The 21,972-nt window shown below is 37.5% G+C and carries 15 protein-coding genes; all 15 read left to right on the top strand.

Annotated features, from left to right (window positions below; translation table 11 throughout):
• The first annotated feature begins 10 nt into the window (after window positions 1–10).
• The 15 genes from C5469_RS05420 (at window position 11) to C5469_RS05350 (ending at window position 21,803) form a co-directional block, all read left to right on the top strand.
• Window positions 11–517, top strand: coding sequence for a GPW/gp25 family protein (locus C5469_RS05420; RefSeq protein WP_166303376.1), 507 nt, complete (start codon window positions 11–13; stop codon window positions 515–517).
• Entirely contained in the window at window positions 514–930 is a 417-nt protein-coding gene (locus tag C5469_RS05415) for a hypothetical protein (RefSeq protein ID WP_166303373.1), read from the top strand. Before C5469_RS05420 ends, C5469_RS05415 begins: the two co-directional genes overlap by 4 nt.
• A gap of 85 nt (window positions 931–1,015) precedes the next feature.
• On the top strand, window positions 1,016–3,727 hold the full coding sequence (locus C5469_RS05410) for a hypothetical protein (protein ID WP_166303370.1): 2,712 nt from the start codon (window positions 1,016–1,018) through the stop codon (window positions 3,725–3,727).
• Window positions 3,724–6,675: a hypothetical protein gene (locus tag C5469_RS05405; protein WP_166303367.1), complete on the top strand. Its 2,952-nt coding sequence runs from the start codon at window positions 3,724–3,726 to the stop codon at window positions 6,673–6,675. The genes C5469_RS05410 and C5469_RS05405 overlap by 4 nt, the downstream gene beginning before the upstream one ends.
• Before the next feature lie 270 nt (window positions 6,676–6,945).
• The gene (locus tag C5469_RS05400) at window positions 6,946–8,208 is read left to right on the top strand and encodes a tail fiber protein (RefSeq protein WP_166303363.1); all 1,263 of its coding nucleotides are present in this window, start codon (window positions 6,946–6,948) and stop codon (window positions 8,206–8,208) included.
• A gap of 63 nt (window positions 8,209–8,271) precedes the next feature.
• Window positions 8,272–9,834, top strand: coding sequence for a contractile injection system tape measure protein (locus C5469_RS05395; RefSeq protein ID WP_166303360.1), 1,563 nt, complete (start codon window positions 8,272–8,274; stop codon window positions 9,832–9,834).
• A 9-nt stretch (window positions 9,835–9,843) separates the two neighbouring features.
• Window positions 9,844–11,922, top strand: coding sequence for an ATP-binding protein (locus C5469_RS05390; protein ID WP_166303357.1), 2,079 nt, complete (start codon window positions 9,844–9,846; stop codon window positions 11,920–11,922).
• Between the two features lie 24 nt (window positions 11,923–11,946).
• A complete protein-coding gene (locus tag C5469_RS05385; RefSeq protein WP_166303354.1) occupies window positions 11,947–12,897 on the top strand; it encodes a Pvc16 family protein in 951 nt (316 codons plus the stop codon).
• 107 nt (window positions 12,898–13,004) lie between these two features.
• Window positions 13,005–13,997, top strand: a complete 993-nt coding sequence (locus C5469_RS05380) for a hypothetical protein (RefSeq protein ID WP_166303351.1) — start codon at window positions 13,005–13,007, stop codon at window positions 13,995–13,997.
• Between the two features lie 552 nt (window positions 13,998–14,549).
• The gene (locus C5469_RS05375) at window positions 14,550–15,473 is read left to right on the top strand and encodes a hypothetical protein (RefSeq protein WP_166303348.1); all 924 of its coding nucleotides are present in this window, start codon (window positions 14,550–14,552) and stop codon (window positions 15,471–15,473) included.
• Window positions 15,474–16,063: 590 nt separating this feature from the next.
• Window positions 16,064–16,960: a hypothetical protein gene (locus tag C5469_RS05370; protein WP_207628769.1), complete on the top strand. Its 897-nt coding sequence runs from the start codon at window positions 16,064–16,066 to the stop codon at window positions 16,958–16,960.
• A gap of 571 nt (window positions 16,961–17,531) precedes the next feature.
• Complete coding sequence (locus C5469_RS05365) at window positions 17,532–18,317, top strand: tail fiber protein (protein ID WP_166303342.1); 786 nt, start codon at window positions 17,532–17,534, stop codon at window positions 18,315–18,317.
• A 58-nt stretch (window positions 18,318–18,375) separates the two neighbouring features.
• Window positions 18,376–19,395, top strand: coding sequence for a fucose-binding lectin II (locus C5469_RS05360; RefSeq protein ID WP_166303340.1), 1,020 nt, complete (start codon window positions 18,376–18,378; stop codon window positions 19,393–19,395).
• 348 nt (window positions 19,396–19,743) lie between these two features.
• Window positions 19,744–20,664 carry a hypothetical protein gene (locus tag C5469_RS05355; RefSeq protein WP_166303337.1) on the top strand — a complete coding sequence of 307 codons (921 nt, stop codon included), beginning with the start codon at window positions 19,744–19,746 and terminating at the stop codon, window positions 20,662–20,664.
• Between the two features lie 623 nt (window positions 20,665–21,287).
• On the top strand, window positions 21,288–21,803 hold the full coding sequence (locus C5469_RS05350) for a fucose-binding lectin II (RefSeq protein WP_422615849.1): 516 nt from the start codon (window positions 21,288–21,290) through the stop codon (window positions 21,801–21,803).
• Window positions 21,804–21,972: the final 169 nt, after the last annotated feature.

Here is a 21,972-nt window from a genome sequence, read left to right as displayed (position 1 = left end):
AGGTAATGAGATGACAAACAAAGCATTAGTCGACAAAGTATTAACCGACAAAGTATTAGCCGATATTTACGGTCGGGGATGGGCCTTTCCGCCGCAATTTTCTATTAAAGATAGTACGTATAAAGATAGTACGTATAAAGATAGTACGCATCCTGAAATACCCACCGGTGTAACCATGGCGGAAGGGGCCGAAAACGTCCGCCAAAATATGAAAATTCTTTTTCTCACCGAACCCGGCGAACGGATTATGCGTGAGAATTATGGTTGCGGCCTGAATGATTATCTGTTTGCCAATATTCGTGACGAAATGATGGCAGAAATTCAAACCCGGATTGAAGAACGGGTATTACGTTATGAACCCCGTGCCGATATCAGCGAAATTCAGGTGAACCAGAGAACCGACATACCCAATACCCTGTATATTCAGGTCACTTACACCTTGAGAGGCAGCGAAATCAGCCAGCAGATTGAAGGCGCCCTTGAGGTTAATGAAGGCCGGGTACAGGTGAGTTTATGAGCAAACAACTGGTGGTAGATGGCGACTTTTTGCTGTTCGAACCGTTATTTGGCAACCGGCAAGTCACCATTCTTGGGCCAGCAACCATCCGCGGTAGCGGGCACGCGCAAATTCAGGGCAAAAAGATCGTCATGGTGGGTGATGAAAAAAAGGTGCAACTTCAAGCGCAATATATCACCCCCAGCCACCCGGTGCCCGGCATGGGGATGGTCACCATTGCTCAATTGGATGCCAGCCAGCAGGTAAACTTTTGCCGCAGCCCTGCCACGGTAATTGTCGTCGGGCAACAATTTACCGCCCGTTTTACCCCGTCACAACCCGCCAATAATCCGTCAAGTGGCCCGGATGTGACAGCACCCAGTATGGGTAAAGGCCGTTTTATTGCCAATCAATATGCCGTTAGTGCCGGGTAAATAATTTCCTTCAACCTTATTTCTAAATAACAACACTCTCCTGAAAAACTATCAGGGATATATTCAAACAACAGGTAATAAAAATATGGGACAGGCTGAGTTAGACAATAAACTCTCTGCTATTGTGCCAGATGCTGCATTTAAACTTGATGAAAGAAGTACGCTGGATATTTTAAACTGGCTTAAAGCTTATGCTAAAGAAATCCCTTTCGATCAAGAGAAAAAACAGTTCTGGGATAGTTTTTACTTTATTCAAGCAAATAATCCGCAACAATTGGCGGATATTTACCAAAATGCAAATAAAGCGGATGGCCTTTTACCGGCACATCAAGTTTTTATCTTGGCTTTTTTAAAGCTATTAGAAACAACTAATCGATTATTAAATACTTTTCCGGCCCGGCACCGCAATCTTTATTACCGGGAATTATTGGGGCTGAAACCTAAAAAAGCGCAAGCGGATAAGGTTGCGCTAGGAATTACCCTCAACCCCGACAATACAGAATCGCTGATAGCTCAGGGCACGCTGTTTGACGCCGGGCAAGATGGCGCCGGCAACCCATTACACTATGCCTCAGATACAAATTTACTCGCGAACCAAGGTCAGCTGACCGATCTGCGTTGGTATCGGAAAAAGGATGATGGTTGGTTATCGGCAATAGCATTAAATCTTGCAGATAACATTGCATTGCCTGAAAACGGTATTCGACTTTTTAGCCCAACAGCCAATGATGTTCCGGTTCTGTCCGGCTATCTGATTACTTCGCCCTCATTTGCCATGTCGGCAGGAGAACGCACGATTAAAGCCACATTAGCCAGTGAGTGGATAGGTAATGCTGATCACATCACCGCTAAAATCAGTTCGGGCGATCACTGGCTTTCTCTATCAGTAAAAAAAGATAAGGCTGAGGCTAATGATATCCATTATCTTACACTTTGCTTATCCACTAATGATGACCCCATCAGTTCCCCTGACGGCTTGGATAATATGGCGTTTGATGTACCGGTGTTAAAGCTAGGCACCACTCAAGGCCCTACTCTGCCTAAGATTACAGGGATCGAAGTCAGCATTAACGGCAACCGCAGTGTGCACTATGCCTCTGATGGTGGTACTGAACAAACGGATACTACCAGCTTCCCGTTTGGTCAATCCCCGTCGCTAAGCTCCGGTTTTAATCTGGTTGCCCCAGAATGGTATGGCTCTGAAAACGCAACATTGACGATTACCCCTCAATGGGTTGGCTTACCGACCAGCAGTTTTTCAACATGGTATGACAAATACAATCCGAAACCAGACAATAATAGTGTATTCAAAGTACAAGGCTATTTAGTCACATCTCAAAAGAGAGAAAAACTTAATAAGGTACAAGCATTATTCGATGGAAAAGAGGCACCACAAGGACAAAGCCTAGAATTTACCTTACCAATAATGAATTATCCCCTTGCAGACAGCCCATCCCCTAATGACTGGCCGACATCCGTACGCATAGAACTGGCTGAACAGGATTTTATGCACACCCAATATTGGCAAGATCCGACAGGTAAAAAATTACCCTATACCCCACAAATCAGTGCATTGCAGGTACAGTTCAGCGCTAAAGCTAAACAATTTTCCGTCTATCCTCTGGCACCTTTTGGCCGGGGCGAGGCAACAGCAAAAGCGCCGACACTCACCCATGAAGCATTCTATTTAGGCTTTACGGGCGTATTACCGGGACAAACTCTATCTTTATATTGGCAATTAGAAGGGATTCAAGCGCTCGCTTTATCCTGGTTTTATCTCAACGAAAGCAATAGCTGGAGCACATTAGACAAATTAGTTGACGATCAAACTTATAACCTGTTTGACCGGGGTATCTGGCGCACTTTATTGCCACAGGATGCTGCAAATCAGGCCGCTTTGATGCCGACGGGACGCTACTGGCTGAAAGCCGAGATAACTCATCAGACCGATCCTCAAGATTACCCACGTATTAAGGGCTTGTTGTATAACGCTACCACGGCGACATTAGTCAATGGAGAAACCGTTGAACAGGATCACTTTATCAACGAATTAGCCGCCGACAGCATTAAACAGCCGGTCAATGCATCCCCTGCAATCAGTGGCGTCACTCAACCTTGGGCCTCTTGGGATGGTCATCCGAAAGAAACAGAACAAGCCTTCCTGACGCGGCTCCCGGCTCGGTTATCTCACCGTAACCGGGCGCTGAGTTGGGGCAACATTGTCACCTTATTAAAAGAGCAATTTATCAGCCTGTTTGATGTCAAATACCCTTCTGCCAGTGAATTAACCAAAATCCCGGCACCGGAAAAACAGCAACTGATTGTGATCCCTGACAGCCGTTACAAAGATAACGATGATGCGCTGCGTCCAAAATTAAACCCCGCTCGGCTGGCAGAGATGGTCGAATGGATCAAACAACTCAGCAGCCCTTGGGCAACCCTTGAAATCAGCAATCCTACTTACATTGACGTTAAAGTGAACTACCAAGTGGCCTTTATTGCGGGCGTTAACCCCGACTACGGATATCATCAGCTACAACAGGAGTTAAGCCGCAAATATATGCCGTGGGGTGAAAATGCCGCTATCGGCGTGACAGTCGGTAATCGCATTGATTATTACCAGTTATTAGCTACGATCCAGCAATCTCCTCTGGTGGAACGCGTCACTGATTTAAGCATAACCATCGCTAACCGAGTCACCGGTGCCGTGGGTAAAAGTATCGAAGCCGCCGATAATGAAGTGCTGATTTTAGTCTGGCCAGAGCCGCGTCCCTCAAACCAAGGAGTTAACCAATGAATCATCAGGATGCCCTGTTTCCCATCGTCAAAGACGATATTACCTTCGATGCCTTACTTGCTCAGGCCAAAACAGTGATTGAGCAGCAATCCGGCCAATGCTGGAGCAATACCAGTGAAAACGATCCCGGTATCACCTTATTAGAAGCCTGTTGTTATGGTGCCTCCGATCTGGCTTACCGCCACACATTGCCACTGAGAGATCTGCTTACTCCAAGGCCCGAGGAACAGACACTAGGCGACGGTATTTTCCCCCAAGAGTTTGGCCCACAACAAACGCTGACTTGTGGCCCTATCACTGCGGAAGATTATCGTCGGGCTTTATTAGACCTACATAGTAATGACACCATTAATGGTTATTTTTTCTTTAACGATGTTCAACTGATTCGTGAACCTGAAAACGAACGCTATGAATATTGGTATAACAAAGAAAAACGTGAATATAGCTTTAAAAACTCTGGATCAGATAGCCAATTAACACTAAGAGGAAATTACTGGCTCTATTTACTCCCTAGTCGGGAAACTGAAACTAATAAAACACTAGCTGAGGAGAGGCTGAAAACTTTCCTAAAAGATAACCGTAATCTGGGAGAATTCATCAGTAAAATTATCTGGTTGCAACCTGCCGATCTCCCCTTGCAGATTGATATTGAACTTGAAGATAACGTCATCGATTTTGCTGATATCTTCGCCCAAGTTTATATGACGGCGGAACAGATGGTGCTGGCAAAACCCGAACGTTATACCACTCAGGCCATGAAAGATCAGGGTCACTGTCATGAAGAGATATTTTCCGGCCCTTATTTACATCACGGTTGGATACCGACCTTACCTCAAGCCAAAAATTACACCGGCGCTACCATATTAAATCTAAGTCATTTGATTAACCGATTATTAGCTATTAAAGGTATTCAGAGTGTCACCCGGCTGGCATTAGCTGATCACGACACAACTATTACGCCATTGTCGGATGATAATTGGTCTTGGAAAATCGCTCAAGGATATTACCCCAGATTATGGGGTAACGATCCACTGGCATTAATTACCTCAGCAAACAGCCCGCTTACCATTATTGCCAAAGGGGGCGTTAAAATTGGCGTTTCCAAACAAGATGTAGAGAAACAGCTTATTACAGAACCACTGATTAATACACAACCTGAATTACTGCATTGGGGTAAATATCGTAAAGTTCTGGATTACTATCCGGTGAGCAATAAATTACCGGCTTGCTATGGATTGCAGACCAACAAACCTACGTCACAGCAAGTGCAATTACACCAATTTATGCTCCCTTTTGAACAAATGCTGGCTAATGGCTGTGCCGAACTCGCTCTATTACCGAAATTACTGGCCTTTAAACAACGGGGAAAAACAGTACACGGTGTGCAATGGCCTTTTAAAACGGGTACAGTCAGCCATCGTGTTCACCAACAAGTCATTCCTGATTTAACCGAAAAACTAAGCCGCGATTCACAAATCTATATTGATAACCATATTCAGAAGTCAAACTATATAAAAGAGGCGACAATTCTGAATTATCTGTTGGGCTATTTTGGTGCTCAACTGGCCGCCAGACCACTTACATCGAACTCACTACTGGGTTTCAAAGACTTTCTGTCTACACAGCAAGGTTATCTGGCTCAACAACCAGAACTGACCTATCAACGTAATAATATTCGGATTGATAAAGTGTCGGCACTGCAAAAACGAATTGCGGCCCGGTTGGGTTTGGGCGGAGAGTGTTTCAGTGACGTGCCTAATCTGGATGGCCTGCCTTTTTATTTAATTGAACATCGTCAACTTTTGCCGATAAAACCCGACACGAAATTCGACGATAAACAAAAACCTGACGATCTAAAGGTAATTGAAGAGAATTCAGATTCTAAAAATCATCAACTCATCATTACACAGCAAGGTATTGCAGGTCGGTTATTACAAGGTCAGGTAATTAATCTGATCATTATTGAAGGTGATAGAGAATTTACATTGCGGGGTCAAATGATCACCGAGGTGACAGGAGAGACATTTTCCCTTAGTACCCGCAACAGTAGCGATTTGGAACGCAATCTGGACAGAATAAGACTGGCATTTAATGATGGTAATCTACGCTGGCAAAATAGCCCGGTGTGGCTGGAAGATATGGATTATCAATTGGTTTATGCCGATGAAAAGTATCAACGTGCTAGCGAAAATGAACGTTGGATTACTTCCAGTGCTCAAAGCCCCTTCCCGGCCATGATTGAAGTAGGTGACGAAATCACCCTGAAATATGTGATTACCCCCTCTGGGCCAGCCCTAAAAATATCAGCTCGCACAGTTCTCCCTGAACCGCAATCCGAATATGAACTCAAAGCACGGGTGGTTAAATTTGATCGTATTCAAGGCAAGATATTAATTAAATGCAACCAAGACTCACGGAATAAAAACTTTCCAAAAGAGACCGAAGCATGGCGCTATCGCTGGTACTTCTCCAATGAAAAATATGCCTTGGCCGATCGCTTCTCATTTGTGGTTAGCGTGATAGTGAATCGTCGGTTAATTGAGAATGACAACGTTGATCCTTATAAGTTGGAGTCTTGGGTGAAAACAGAAATATTAGCTGAATTCCCCGCGCATATTTCGATGATTATTCACTGGTTATCACCGGAACATTTTGAAGATTTTGCCAGCACCTATAAACGCTGGCAAAACAATGACGCACCTTTAGGAGACGAGGCATACCATATTTTAGAAACCTTAACCTTAGGGCGCCTGCCTTCTGATGCAACCGGTATTGGTAATATGCGAATTGCCACCGAACAGCAACGTATTGAGGTCATTGGTGAATCTGGAGATCAATGGAATGAAGCAGTCATAAAAAGTGATCAATTATTATATGTGCCTTATACCGGAGGTATGGCTAAACTCAATGCAATTATTAATAAGGATAATAGCAAAAATAGAAATTAATTTATCTATACCCAATAGATTTCAAGTTGCAGTGCGGCGGCAAGAGAACGCATCCCCAGGAGCATAGATAACTATGTGACTGGGGTAAGTGAACGCAGCCAACAAAGCAGCAACTTGAAAGATGAAGGGTATAATGTAAAAACGAATTAATATAGCATTACAAAAGACTTATTTTAAAATTAAATATCTTTTCCTGTTTAATTATACAGAAACATCTACAAGATATTTAAATATCAATAATTTAATACCATACAATATAGGATGATAAAAATGGAAAGAAAATCTAATCTATCTAATGCAAAATCCAATATGGAAAATACCAAATCAAATGGCCCATCAGCAGATAATTTAAAAAGACGCTTTAAAGAAGGCAGTATTCCATTACAGACCGATTATGCCGATCTGATTAATATTGCTGATATAGGTCGCCGGGCTGTTGGTAAAGCTCCCAGTCAGACGGATAATCCAAATTCAGCGCTGAAACTGGATGATACCGGTGCACTAGCGGTAAAACTTAACGACAACGGCGGTTTAAAGACAGATAAAGATGGATTAAGTGTCAAAATTAAGGATAAAAGCTTATTGGCTGATAATAACGGATTAGCAGTCAATACCGGCAGAGGATTGAGAATTAACAACGACAAGCTTGAGGTCAATAATCATCACGGTATCGAAATAGTTAATGAAGGGGTAAAGGTTAAAGTAAGTAATGGTATTAATGTTGATAACGATGGTGTTTCAGTCAAAGCTGGTAATGGCATTAAGGTAGACAGTAGTGGTGTCAGTTTAAATATTGGAGAAACTAAAAATTCCCGTTATTCTTCATTAAGACTAAAAAATAATGTTTTCTCTGTAGAACTTAATAATGGTCTGATTGATGAATCCGGTGGAATAACCGTTGGTCAGGGTGATGGCATTATTGTAGGTAACCAAACAGTATCAGTCAAAGCAGGCAATGGTATTACTGTTAATTCAAACGGTGTCAGTATTGATCCCTATACAGTACTCCCCAAAGGAATGATTGTGATGTTTTCTGGTGATAGTGCTCCCACTGGCTGGGCTTTTTGTGATGGTAATAATGGAACCCCAGACTTAAGAAGCCGTTTTGTCATGTGTGGAAACGACTTTTCTGATAAAGGAAACGACGGCAATAAAGCCAGTGGAAGTGGAAATGCAAAAATCTTTTTCAGAGATACAACACAAACTCAAGTTTCTGTCACTGTTAATGTGCAAAATACAACATTAACAGAAGCACAAATACCTAGTCATAAACATACTGGAGGTATGGCTTATCGGTATGATACTGGAATGAGATATTCTTATTCAACAGGGTCGGGAGAAACAAACGAAATAAATAATCACATTAATTCTGGAGTAATGACTAAAGATAGTACCCCTTATTACGTATACACATCAAACACAGGCGAAGGACAAGGACACAATCACCAAGCAACAGCCTCATCCCCTTCACATTATCATAGCGTTGATGTAATTCCACCTTATTACTTATTAGCCTTTATTATGAAACTTTAATTCTATTCTACAAATACAGATTTAAATTACCTATTACCTGCTAAATACCAAGGGAATATCAATATGACTTCGGAGCCAAATCTGTTAAACCGGATTACCATTACTATTGCAGCTAATAATCAACAGGTAGCTAAAAAAGTATTGCATGGCTCCCTGCTTAATCAGGAAAATATACATAAATTATTCAATTCATACTTTGATGAATATAACATCCATCAGAATATATTTTTAGAGACATTAACCCTAAATCTTGGTGAAATAAGTTTCCATAACTTTAATTCATTATTCTCTGCTCGCCTCAAGGTTGAGCTGAATAAAGCACTTAGTCAATATCAGATAAATAACTATCAAGAAGAAATTCTACTGAATAAGCCAACATTTAATAAATTCACCGATAACTATTCCGCATTATGCGATAACAATTTAATTGATGCGGAGAATTTCATCCACTCTTTATATCAACAAGATGCCCAACCTAATACAATGGAGGCAATAACGCATAACAAAGACATTAATATTAATAAACTTATTCACCAATTAACACAGATAGAGAGCAAATGGATATTATTACTGGCAAGAAGCTGCCTATCTGAACACGGTATACAACAATTTTTGGCTATCAAACAACCCGATTTATTGAGCGCCATCAATCGCAGGTTATCCGAAAAAGTAAATAAACCACAATATCAGGAGGAACTTGTCTCCTCCGGGCAATTGATACTTAATGCACTGGAATATCTACAGCGGCATAATATTCAGGAAATACCTAAACCCAATGCAAAGATCATTTCACGTATTACCACTGAACTTAATAACAGTATACTTAATGCCGATCCTATTATTAAGCTATTTCGCCAAGCTATGAACCAAAATACTCCATTAAATAGTTGGCTAAAACAACTCTGGCAAACCATTTATGTTTCACGGCTTTGCCAAAAGCATCTTTCGGTTGAAGAATACCAATATCTATTGGAATACTTTATGCCAAACCGCATAGATAAAAATACACCCGATAAGAAATCAGCCATGAATAACGTTAATTTTTTAGACGTTCAGCAATATCAATATCCAACAAATCAGAAGGTCATTACCGAAGATCAGAAAATACTATCAGCATCAAACTCTCTACTCAAAGTCAATAATGCCGGGATATTAATTCTATGGCCGATGCTACCCGCATTGTTTAATCAACTTGGCCTACTTGAGGGGAAAAAATTTATCCATCGTCAAGCTCAATTTAGTGCTGTTAATTTCCTTGACTATCTGATTTGGGGAACCGAAGAAACACCGACAAAACATAAAAGACTCAATAACGTTCTGTGTGGATTAATGACTGATGAAAACAGTGAATCAATCTTACTTGAACCAGAAAAACAATTGATAGCAGATCAATGGCTGGATACCGTTATTGCTCAATTTCCCGGCTGGAAAAAATTAAGCCTCAATGACGTCCGGCAACTGTTTTTACAACGACCGGGGGAATTATTGGCAGATGAGCAAGAAATCAACATCACAATCCAGCAACAACCATTTGATGCGCTGTTAGCTGATTGGCCGTGGCCATTAAATATCGCCAAGCTTCCCTGGCTGGATCACTCTTTATTAATCGACTGGAAAAATATTTAACAGGTTTATATGAATTCTTTACTTAAAAATAACCATTACAGGGCGGCAGAATTACACTGGATTTACCCCCATCTGGAACGTATTGATCTTCAGTTACAACATTACTATTACCAAAACAGAGAAAAATATGATTATTTACCGGATAGCTTTCTACTTACCGAAGATGAATTAAACCAACGTCTGACAAAACCACAGCGTATTCCTCATTGGGTCACCAAACAGGACGATATTATTAACTTCCCTGAAATCGAAGAAAACCCCAATGCATTATCACAATTAGTTGAACGTTTTGAACTGACTGAATTTGAACGGGATGTTTTATTATTAGGTTTATTACCGCATTTCGATAGCCGTTATCATGCGTTATTTGCTGCTCTGCACGGTAATAGTAAAAAACAGTGGCCAAGTTTTTCCTTGGCAATTGAATTATTTAGCCAACGCCAAAGTGATCGGCAATTACTGCAAAACAGCCTTCTACCGCAAACACCATTAATCAGTAACCAACTATTACGGCTCAATAACCATGAAGAATCTATTTGGTTACAGACGCAGTTTTTAACTCACAGCGCTGTCTGGCATTTTCTAACGGGCCAACGGATTATTTTACCGCCACTGACAACTTGTGCTTATTGGCATTCTCCTGCCTCACAGACTTGGTATCCACTACCCCTTTGTCATTCATTTGAAAAGGTATTGCTGAATGAAACCGACGAAATACGCCCATTGGTGATACTCAGAGGAAAACAGGATAGCGCCAGAGAATTAGCGGTCAGTAATATTATGAAGTCTCATGGTATTAATACCTTAATCCTTGATTTAGCCCGTCTACCCGATGAAGAAAACACTGCCACAGTCTCCGGCTTATTGGCGGATGCAATACGGGAAGCCAGGTTACATAATGCTTGCTTATTAATTCGTAACTTTTCTTTAATGACAGATAAAAAGAAAATATGGCGCAGCGAACTATCTACATTATTGAACCAACCAAAATTAAAGGTAATTTGTCTGGTAGAACCGAATGATGCATTAATATGGATTAAACATCTGCCAATGGTACAAATTAATATGCCATCACTTACTCTGGCAGATAAAAAAACCATGCTGGAAGCAAGTTTACCGGAAAATATAATCCAGGAAATAAATATCACTCAATTATGTCAGCGTTTTTCATTTACTGCGGAAACATTACCGCAAATCCTTCAAGAAGCGAATCAATACCAAATACTCCGACAAGCCGAAGGTCAATTGGAAGAAACCGATCTGCGTAAGGCATTAAGTTTCCGTGCTCAACAGAATTTCGGTAAATTAGCCCAGCGAATAATACCTAAACGTAGCTTTAATGATTTAGTTATTTCAGATGTATTAGCGCAGCAATTAAAAGAGATTATTGCCGCCATTCATTACCGTGAGCAAATTCTTAGTGCTGGCTTTCAGGAAAAAATCGGTTACGGTACCGGTATTAGTGCGCTATTTTACGGTGAATCCGGGACCGGCAAAACTATGGCCGCAGAAGTGATTGCTGGTCATCTTGGCGTTGATCTAATTAAAGTCGATCTCTCTACCGTAGTGAATAAATATATCGGTGAAACAGAGAAAAATATCTCCCGTATTTTCGATCTGGCTGAAGCAGACTCCGGCGTGCTATTTTTCGATGAAGCGGATGCGCTATTTGGCAAGCGTAGCGAAACCAAAGACGCTCAAGACAGACACGCCAATATTGAAGTTTCTTACTTATTACAACGATTGGAAAATTATCCGGGATTAGTGATTTTAGCCACCAATAATCGCAGCCATTTAGACAGCGCCTTTAACCGTCGTTTTACCTTTATTACCCGTTTTACTTACCCTGATGAAACATTGCGTAAAAAAATGTGGCAAGCCATCTGGCCGGAACAACTGACATTATCCAATGAAGTTGATTTTGAATATCTGGCTGAACGGGCTGATTTGACTGGGGCTAATATCAGAAATATTGCTTTATTAGCATCAATGTTAGCAAAAAATGATCACTGTGAAAAAATCGAAAATCAACATTTAGATCGGGCGGTTACACTCGAATTAAATAAAACTGGCCGATTGGCTTTTTAAAAATTTAATAGAATAGGAGTAAACATGACAATTATAATTGCTTCTGATAATATGATTATTGAAGTGAATACAGCATTAAATAATATTTTATCCCAGCATTTAAATACCAATGGGAATAAGATTGATATCCGCTTTGATCTACCCGAAATTAATTCTATTCAATCTGAACCAACGGTCAGTGTATTTCTTTATGATATCAATGAAGATCTTCAATTACGTTCTGCCGAACCAAGACGTTATAACCCGGTAACCAGCACATTATTACCGGGATGGGTCAATATCAATTGTAACTATTTAATTACTTACTGGGATGCCAATAAACCATCAAGCGACAGTTCAAGCCCGGATAGTCAGCCCAATAATCAGGCAGCGAAAGTGATGACTCGTGTTCTGAATGCATTAATAAATAATCGTCAATTAACCGGTATCCCCGGTGCCTATACCCGAATTATTCCACAACAGGAAAACTTAAACAGCTTAGGTAATTTCTGGCAAGCTCTTGGTAATCGCCCACGTCTTTCTTTAATGTATTCCATTACCGTACCGATGAAATTACAAAATATTGAAGACAGTGTCATACCAATCAGAAAAATATCCGCTTCTGTAGATCAAAAACAAAATCTTGATAATTCAAAAATAAACCAAGCTTTAATAGATAAATTGTGTACCGATTTAGGTGGTACAGAAGATGCTCGTCTTGCTTTGGCTAAAATCAATCTGGTAACAGAACCCGATACAGAAAATAACCAAAATCAAGAAAATAACAGCATTATTGTTGAAGTTTCCGGTATTACCAACGCAGCTTATTTAACACAAATAAAAGATACACTTAAAAAATGGAAAAATAGTCAAGAGATTATCATTAAGATAAATGGTGTTGATATTATTGTTTCTAAAGAAAATTCTGACAGGTTAATTGGGGTTCAAAATCAAACATATATTAATACAACGAATAATCACTCACCTAACAAATAATCATTTATAATTATTCATAATTATTCATTTGACTTTTCCATGTTAATAATCCATATGTTATATTTACGATTAAAAATTCACAGATATACTATACAGGTGGTAATATCATGCCAATAAATAGCCTTATAAAAAAGTTCGAAATTAATACCCAACAAGCTATTGTTTCTCCTGCAAGATCAAACAGTAATAAACAAACTGAGCATCTTGAATTAAATACACCTAAAAATAGAGGAGATAGAAAAGACTTAAATACACAAACCACCCCAAATCAACAATACACCAGAAAGCCGGAAAATGAACTAAAGAATGATGATAATAAAAATAAATTACAGGAACATACACCAGATTTTAAGGTAAAAAAAGAAAGTTCAGTAACACCGAATACCCGTAATAATCCAAGTGAAAAAGTCAAAGCTGAAGATATTTTTAACCTATTTAAAAGTAGATTTGATCCTTATGACAGAAAATTACCCTTCGACATAATGAATGAAGTAACCAATAATGGAATAAACTTTGCCTCTGAAAAAGCGAAAGATGATTATTTAGCTAAAGTAAAAGACAAGAAATTCACACTGAGACATTATACTTCCGGAAATGGGCAGGAAAAACCTACATTTGATGAGATTGGTTCAAACTTTAATTTAGTAAATAAGGGAATAAAAGCTTTAAATCGTACTCAAGGAAGTAATACCAATGAAGATGACTGGAACCGTTTAGGAAATACGGCATTTACTTTCTTCTTATTAGCAATAGATGGAGAAGTATCCGATAGAAAGTTCCTATCTAATACAACTCATTTTGCAGAAATTAATATAGAAGATTCAGAAGAACTTCAAGAACTTGGCTTAGATCAAACTGAATTTTTCGCTTCTCCTGATTTACTTCACGAAAAAAATCTTTCACAAGCCCCTGCTGTAAAAGGAAAACTGTCTGATTTGAAATCATTATTATTAAAACGATCTGGCATAAGTTCAGTTCAATTAGGGCGTTTAGATGCGAAAGCAATTTTAAAAAGCATAGACAATGCATTTGGTAATAGTCTCGAAATCAAAATCCCAGGGAATATTAAAGTGAACAAATGGAATAAAATTGAAAAGTAAATATATAATCACTAATATTGATATTACATTAATATTTTTATTATCAGAGGTGATAATATGCCGACATATAAATACAGTAAAAATAAAAACCATCTTAAAAATAGAGGAGAAGAGCTTCCAATACCGTCAAGTCATGCTATTAATGATGATATAGAAAGTACCCCATAAAGCATCGGATTAGATTTAAATAACATAGGAGAGAAAAATTAACCTTAAATACATGAGCAAGGACAAGAAATAAAATCTAAAATAGCATTAATAAGAAAATATTAAAAGTTTCTTCAAGAAGTCTACATGAATAATTAATCTGTATTAACTCAGATTTACCAATACCACGGAATGGAGTGCTTTCTATACGAAACCACCTCACAAATTTAAAATATATTTCATTGTGATGTAGGATAAAATTATTTCATAAGAGATAGTCACTAAATACGCCCAACAGATTTCAAGTTGCAGTGCGGTGGCAAGTGAAAGCAGTCAACAAAGCAGCAACTTGAAGGATGAAAGGTATATAATTATATTTCTTACATCAACCTAACAGGTGATAATATGGAACACGAATATAGCGAAAAAGAAAAGCAAAAAAGACGCCCATTACAGTCAAAGAATACGACTTATCATGAAAGTAATCCATTAGAATTAGGGAAAACTTCCAATCCTGTAACACTTGCTGATTCTCATAGCAAATGGTTTACTTATGAAAATGACATGGAGGTGGAACTTACTACAGAAAAAGTAAAAGAAATATTCTCAAATAAACAACCTAAAATTATTATTGCTGGTGATGGCCATAACAAACCACCATTTCAATATACAAAAAACATACCTGATGTTAATAGTAACTTTGATGCTGGCACACTTCAACTTTATATTGAGGCAACAGATGAGCAAATAAATAAAAATAAGTCAGAATATATACCAAAAGAATTTATGGTAAAACCAGGACTGCTTATGAATAAAAATAGGCGGGCTGAAATTATTGGATGGGAGGATTCAGCGTTATCCAACGCCATGAAGGAAATGTTTGATCTATCAATGACATCAATAAGTGAACCAATGAAGTTAACGGAAAAAGATATTTCTTCATTTTATGAATTCTATATGACTGCTATTCAGAGTTTTTTACCTAATTTCAAAAAATTAGGTAATGAATTGAATGAAATTATGGCTAAAGCCGGAATTGAGGGAAAGTTGGAAAAAGTCGCGCCAGAAATGATCCGTTTTACTTCGGGTACATGGCGCGATGAATATATTAATCCAACGCTAGCGGAGAAAATTGCAAAACATGCCACAGAAAATGAAAATAATACTTTTGTTGTCTCCATAGGGGATGCTCACCTCAATATTAATCCTATGCAGGAATATCTAAATAAAATGAGGGAGAAATTTAAATTCAAACACCAAATTATATTTACCCGTGATAAGACACCCACATTTCCTGATTATATGAAAGGCGGCAAGAAAAACAGATAGATATATATACCCAATAGATTTCAAGTTGCAGTGCGGCGGCAAGTGAACGCATCCCCAGGAGCATAGATGACAATGTGACTGGGGTAAGTGAAAGCAGCCAACAAAGCAGCAATTTGAAAGATGAAGGATATATATCTTTAAGAAACTCGTTAATCCATTTAACGAGCTTCTTACATTCTGTTGCCAGTAAACACGCTTATTTATCTGACACTCTTTCCTGAAAATTCCCGCCACTTACCTGTTCCAATGATTTAAGTAAAGGAAAATATCTGAAATGTAGCAAATGCTGCCCCCTATTTTACCTTTTACAACAATAAGTTACTTTTAAAATCCACCTATTTTATTATTTTTCTGATTAGTCCTATTTTTACTGTACCCAAAGAAGTTTGTGAAAAAATAAGACAAGTCTGAAAATATATTTTAATTAAGCATCCACTTTTATAATTTCACTATCAAATACAACCAGTTAAATAACAAGACAAAAACATTCAATATTATATTGTAAATTGAAGCCATTGAATTAAATATAGACTATTAATATATTATCTATTCACAATATACTTCCTACTCGAAACTAATAGGTGATAATTATGGTACACGAATATAGTAGAAACGACAGGCAAAAAAGACCCTCATTCTCATCGGCAAATCCTGCTGATCCCGATATGACAGGCAGAGAAAACAACAGACATAGATTCCCGAAAGATAATTATAATAAAAGTAATGGCGATCTGTTTTACGGTCTGGCGCTTGAAAGAGGAAAATATATAAAAGAAACTAATCCCAATTTTAATCAAGATGATCCAGAAAATGCTGCAATGATTATAGATGTTTATAACAATGGAATATCGATGATTATCTTGAATAGTAATGTAAAGAAAACTCCAACTAATAGGCTACTAAATTTCATAAATAATTTCAAAAAAGATAGACTACAAAATCTTATGAAAAACCCCGAAAAATATGCAAAAGACATTAAGGTCAAGAGTGATTTACGAGAAAAGATTTCCTCAAGAGAAATAGAAAAGTATCCATTATGGAATGATTATTTTGAATCAGGGATTAGAAATAAAAAATTTAATATTGCTGAGATATTTAAAGAAACAGCCAGTCAATATAATTCTGATTATTATCATACATGGCATATACAAGGAGGAAATTCTGCCTCCAGATTACTCTGGAAAAGAGGAAGCAAACTGGGTATAGAAATGGCAGCAAGTAATCAGAGAACAAAGATTCATTTTATTCTTGATGGCCTGAATATTGAACAAATTGTTAATAAAATAAAAGGTCCTACTCCTTTAAAAGCAGGACCCGGTGAATCAATTACCGCTTCTGAACTACGTTATGCCTACCGAAATAGAGCAAGATTAGCCGGAAGAATTCATTTCTATGAGAATGGTAAAGAAACCATTGCACCATGGGATAAAGACCCAGAATTATGGCAGAAATATACACCTAAAAATAAGCGTGGCATGGAAGTATAATGGTTCAGAGAAATGATAGAATCATATAAATATTAGACTAACTATGAAACGCTAACAATATCTTATTAATATAAAAACTTGGGAGAATGATTAGGCGTACTCCTTATTATTCTCCTTGCTAAAACATCCATGCATCATTGTTTTACTTTATTTTTATATATTTAATTTATCGGTAAAACGATAAACATAGAAATAAAACCAATCCATTTATCCCAATCAATAAAAACACCTCATTAATTCCCCTTGATTTGTCACGTTTAAAACTGAGCCGCCTGAGAAATAAAAAAATCTGCCAATAAAAAATGCTAAGGTCATCAATATTATTAAACTGCAATTATCAAAGTCACATTCTATTACTTATAGAAATAAATACTGATTAACAGTCTCCATTATTAATTGATGTTGCATCTAAAAATTCATCTCCCATAATTATTTTGTTTTACAGGTAATTATTTAAATAACTATTGGATAAATTTTTAAATATAAACGATAACATCTATAAATCATGTTATTGCGGTAGCTATATCCTTGTTGAACAAAACAACTCAATATCATATATAAGGTGATAAAAATGGAAAAAGAATATAACCGGTCCACTTTAGAGTCCAATATAGAGAATACTAATACTACGGATCGCCATGAAATTGGTAAAACGTTTGGTCAGACTGATAATCCAAATTCAGCGCTAAAACCGGGTGATGACTATACACAGACAATAAAAATTAACCCTGACGGCGGCTTAACAGCAGATAAAGATGGACTAAATGTAAAAGCTGGTAATGGTATTAAGGTAGACAGTAGTGGCATCAGTATTGATCCCAATAATGTACTGCCAAAAGGCATGATTATGATGTTCTCCGGTACTCATGCTCCTATCGGCTGGGCTTTTTGTGATGGTAATAATGGAACGCCAGATTTAAGAAGCCGTTTTGTCATGTGTGGTGAAACTCTTTCTGAGACAGGGCAAAGCAGTAGTAAAGCTAATGGTAGTGGCACCGAAAAAAGCTTTTCCAAGAATACAGCATCAACTGCGGTTTCGGTAAATGTTACTGTGGGAAATACAGTATTAACAGAGTTACAAATACCTAGTCATAAACATATTGGAGGTATGGGTTATTATGCTGGCTATGGAATGATATATGGCTATTTTGTCCCTGGCGGCAATAATATTCAGCAAATACGTAATGACTCTGGAACAGTAATGAGTCCTGGCAACCAATCTCGTTACGCATATACATCAAACACAGGAGGTGGACAAGGACATAATCACCCGGCAACAGCATCGTCCCCTTCACATAATCATAGCATTGATATCATTCCGCCTTATTATCTATTAGCTTTTATTATGAAACTTTAATTCCGTCGCACCAAAAAGATTTAAATTATCTCTTATTTTCTAACTACAAAGGATAACAATGAATATATCTAGTTATTTCTTCCTAAATGAAGAAAACATTAAATTCAATAATCAATGTTTAAAGACATACATGGGTTACCCCCAACCCATCGGTAAAGATTGGCCCAACCTGCCTGCCGGGTTCCAAAGGTATATTGACGATGTTATTAATTTAAATGGTTTTTTATATTTTTTTAAAGGTTCACTATATCTTAAATTCGATATCGAGAAAGCACAGGTCGTTGATGGCCCAAACTTCATTATAGATGGCTGGCCTGGATTAAAAGGAACAGAACTGGAAAATGGAATAGATGCCGCCATAGAATTGACTACCAACACCGTTTGTTTCTTTAAAGGCAGACATTGTATAGATTACACCATCGATTTACACACAATTAAGATCAGCACTATTTCAGACCGATGGGGAATGACCGGGAAATATGCAAAATTTAGTAGCAATCTGGATGCTATTATTTCATGGCCAGATATCGATGGAAATTTTATTTATTTTTTCAAAGGGGATTCTTTTATTCGGTTCGACCCAAATTTGAATGCACTTGATGCCGGGCCAATCATCATCTCCAGCGATAATCAGGGTTGGAGAGGGTTAACCTTCAAAAATATTCAAGCGGCTGTATCGGTCGACACCGATTTATTAGGCAGCAACCGAGACAATAGTGGCGTCTGTAGTGGAACATATGGTACTAATGACACGGGTAAACATTGTTTCCAGTTACCTCAAAGTATTAGATTCGGTTTGGTAGTCTATACTCATGCAGAGACTTTGCAAACTGTAAAAGTATATATTGACGATATTTTGGTAGATACATTAACCGGTAAAGGACAAAATAACCTCATGGCGACTAAATTCTATACATCAGGTACAGGCAAAGTCTGTATTGAGATTGAAGGAAATGGCAAACCATACAAGCTTCGTTATTTTGATAAGATATTGGGAACAGCTATTATCGGTGCTGAAAATGGTACCAATAGTCATTACAATGATAGCGTGGTGTTCTTGAATTGGCCGCTGACATAAACTAAAAATACTTGGGTAAATGCCACTATCAATAATGACTAAACGTATGCCACTCCATCTGGGGCGCTATATCTCTGACAAGATGGTGGCAAGCTCCGTCTGGTGAACTGAGCTGAATTAAAACAGAGTGCCGGATAAAAAACCGGCACTTTTTCTGTTGTTAGAGCGATTGTTCTTCTGAAAAATTGCATTTATTAGTCGAATCCGATTTTTAATTTTATTAATAAATACAAAAAGTTAAATCACACATTTAAAATATTTCTCATTATAATGCAGGATAAAATTATTGCATTAGAGATAGTCACTAAGTATAAGTATATCTCTTACCTCAACCTAACAGGTGATAATATGAGACATGAATATGAAGAGAAAGAAAAGCAAAAAAGACTGCCATTGCAGTCAAAGAATGCAACTCATCATGACAGCAACTCATTAGAATTAGGGAGGCATTCTAATTCGGTGACACCTGCCACTGCGCATAGCAAATGGTTTACTTATGAAAACGACACAGAGGTGGAACTTACTACAGAAAGAATAAAAGAAATATTCTCAAATAAACAGCCTAAAATTATTATTGCTGGTGATGGCCATAATAAACCACCATTTCAATACGCAAAAAATATACCTGATGTTAATAGTAGCTTTGATGCTGGAACGCTTCAACTTTATATTGAGGCAACAGATGAACAGATAAATGAAAATAATCCGGAGTATATACCAAAAGAATTTATGGCAAAACCAGGACTGTTTACGAATAAAAATAGGCGGGCTGAAATTGTTGGATGGGAGGATTCAGAATTATCTAACGCTATGAAAGAGATGTTTGAATTGTCGGATAAATCAACACGTGAGAAGTTAACGCCAGAAGAAACTTCTTCATTTTATAAATTACATGAGACCACTATTCGTCATTTTTTCCGTCCCGAATTTAGTCAATTACATGATGAATTTTTTGAAATTCTGGCAAAAGCCGGAAGTAATAGGGAATTAGATAAAATCGCTCTGGAAATGATTGGTTTTACTTCGGGTACATGGCGCGATGAATATATCAATCCAACGTTAGCAGAGAAAATTGCAAAACATGCCGCTGAAAAAGAAAATCATACATTTGTTGTCTCTATAGGGGATGCTCACCTTAGTGAGAATCCTATGCAAGAATATTTGAATAAAAGGAGGAATGGCGGTGAATTCAAACACCAAATTATATTTACTCGAGATAAAAGGCCCATACTTCCTGATAATATGAAAGCCGGAAAGAAAAATAGCTAGATATGTGAAACAGTGAATTGTATTAGCTAAAACTCTAGCTAGTACAATTTATTATACCTATTTTTCTTAACGATATAACTTAATTCAGGAAGAAAAGTGTAAATAGCAGGATTTAAGAACCCCCCTCATTACTACAATAATTATTTTAATTTATTTCACTGATAATCATATTAATTTATTAGCAATAACTATAAACATAGAAATAGAACAAACCCACTTATCCCAATCAATAAAAACAACCCTATTAATTATCCTCGCTTTGTCATACTTAAAATTGAACAACCGAAGAAATCAACATCAATAATCATTTTGCTCCACAAAAAGTTATTTAAATAATAACCAAATAAACTTTTAGATGTAAACAATAAACAAAAGGAAAAATCATGAATATAAATCACCATCTATAATAAAGTATAAATTAATATAGCACTACAAAAAACACCAACTTAACTCTTATAAAACATCTATCTTATTGCCATTTAATTACTCAGCAATATTTATAGTTATAGGATATTTAAAACTTGTATACAAGGTGATAAAAATGGAAAAAAATATAACAGCTCTACTTTAGAATTCAACACCGAGAATATCAATATTGAATCAACAAGACCTTCTATAAATGAATTAATGCACTTGATGCCGGGCCAATCATCATCTCCAGCGATAATCAGGGTTGGAGAGGGTTAATCTTCAAAAATATTCAAGCGGCTGTATCGGTCGATACCGATTTATTAGGCAGTCACCGAGAAAATAGTGGAGGCAATAGTAAAGTCTGTCATGGAACATGTGGTACTAATGACACGGGTAAACATTGTTTCCAGTTACCTCAAAGTATTCGATTCGGCCTGACAGGCTACACTAATACAAATACGCCACAAACTGTAAAAGTATATATTGACGATCTTCTGGTAGATACAGTAACCGGTAAAGGGCAAAATAATCTCATGGCAACTAAAGCCTACACATCAGGTACAGAGAAAATTTGTATTGAGATTGAAGGAAATGGCAAACCATGCAAGCTGCGTTATTTCGATAATATATTTGATGGCAAACCGGGAACAGCTATTATCAGCGCTGAAAATGGTACCAATAGTCATTACAATGATAGCGTGGTGTTCTTGAATTGGCCGCTGACATAAACTAAAAATACTCGGTTTCGAATATCGAATAATTATTGCGCCCTCCGTGGCGCTTTTTTTCCTATTCATATGACTACCGTAAAATAAATAGTAATATGTGAAAGAAATTAGGCTGACGTCTTATTTACTCCTAAAAATTTACAAATAATTTCAGACGAGAAATATGAGG

The sequence above is a fragment of the Photorhabdus cinerea genome, from assembly GCF_011189575.1.
GTDB classification, from domain to species: Bacteria; Pseudomonadota; Gammaproteobacteria; order Enterobacterales; family Enterobacteriaceae; genus Photorhabdus; species Photorhabdus cinerea.
This window is presented reverse-complemented; position numbering and strand designations above follow the sequence as displayed.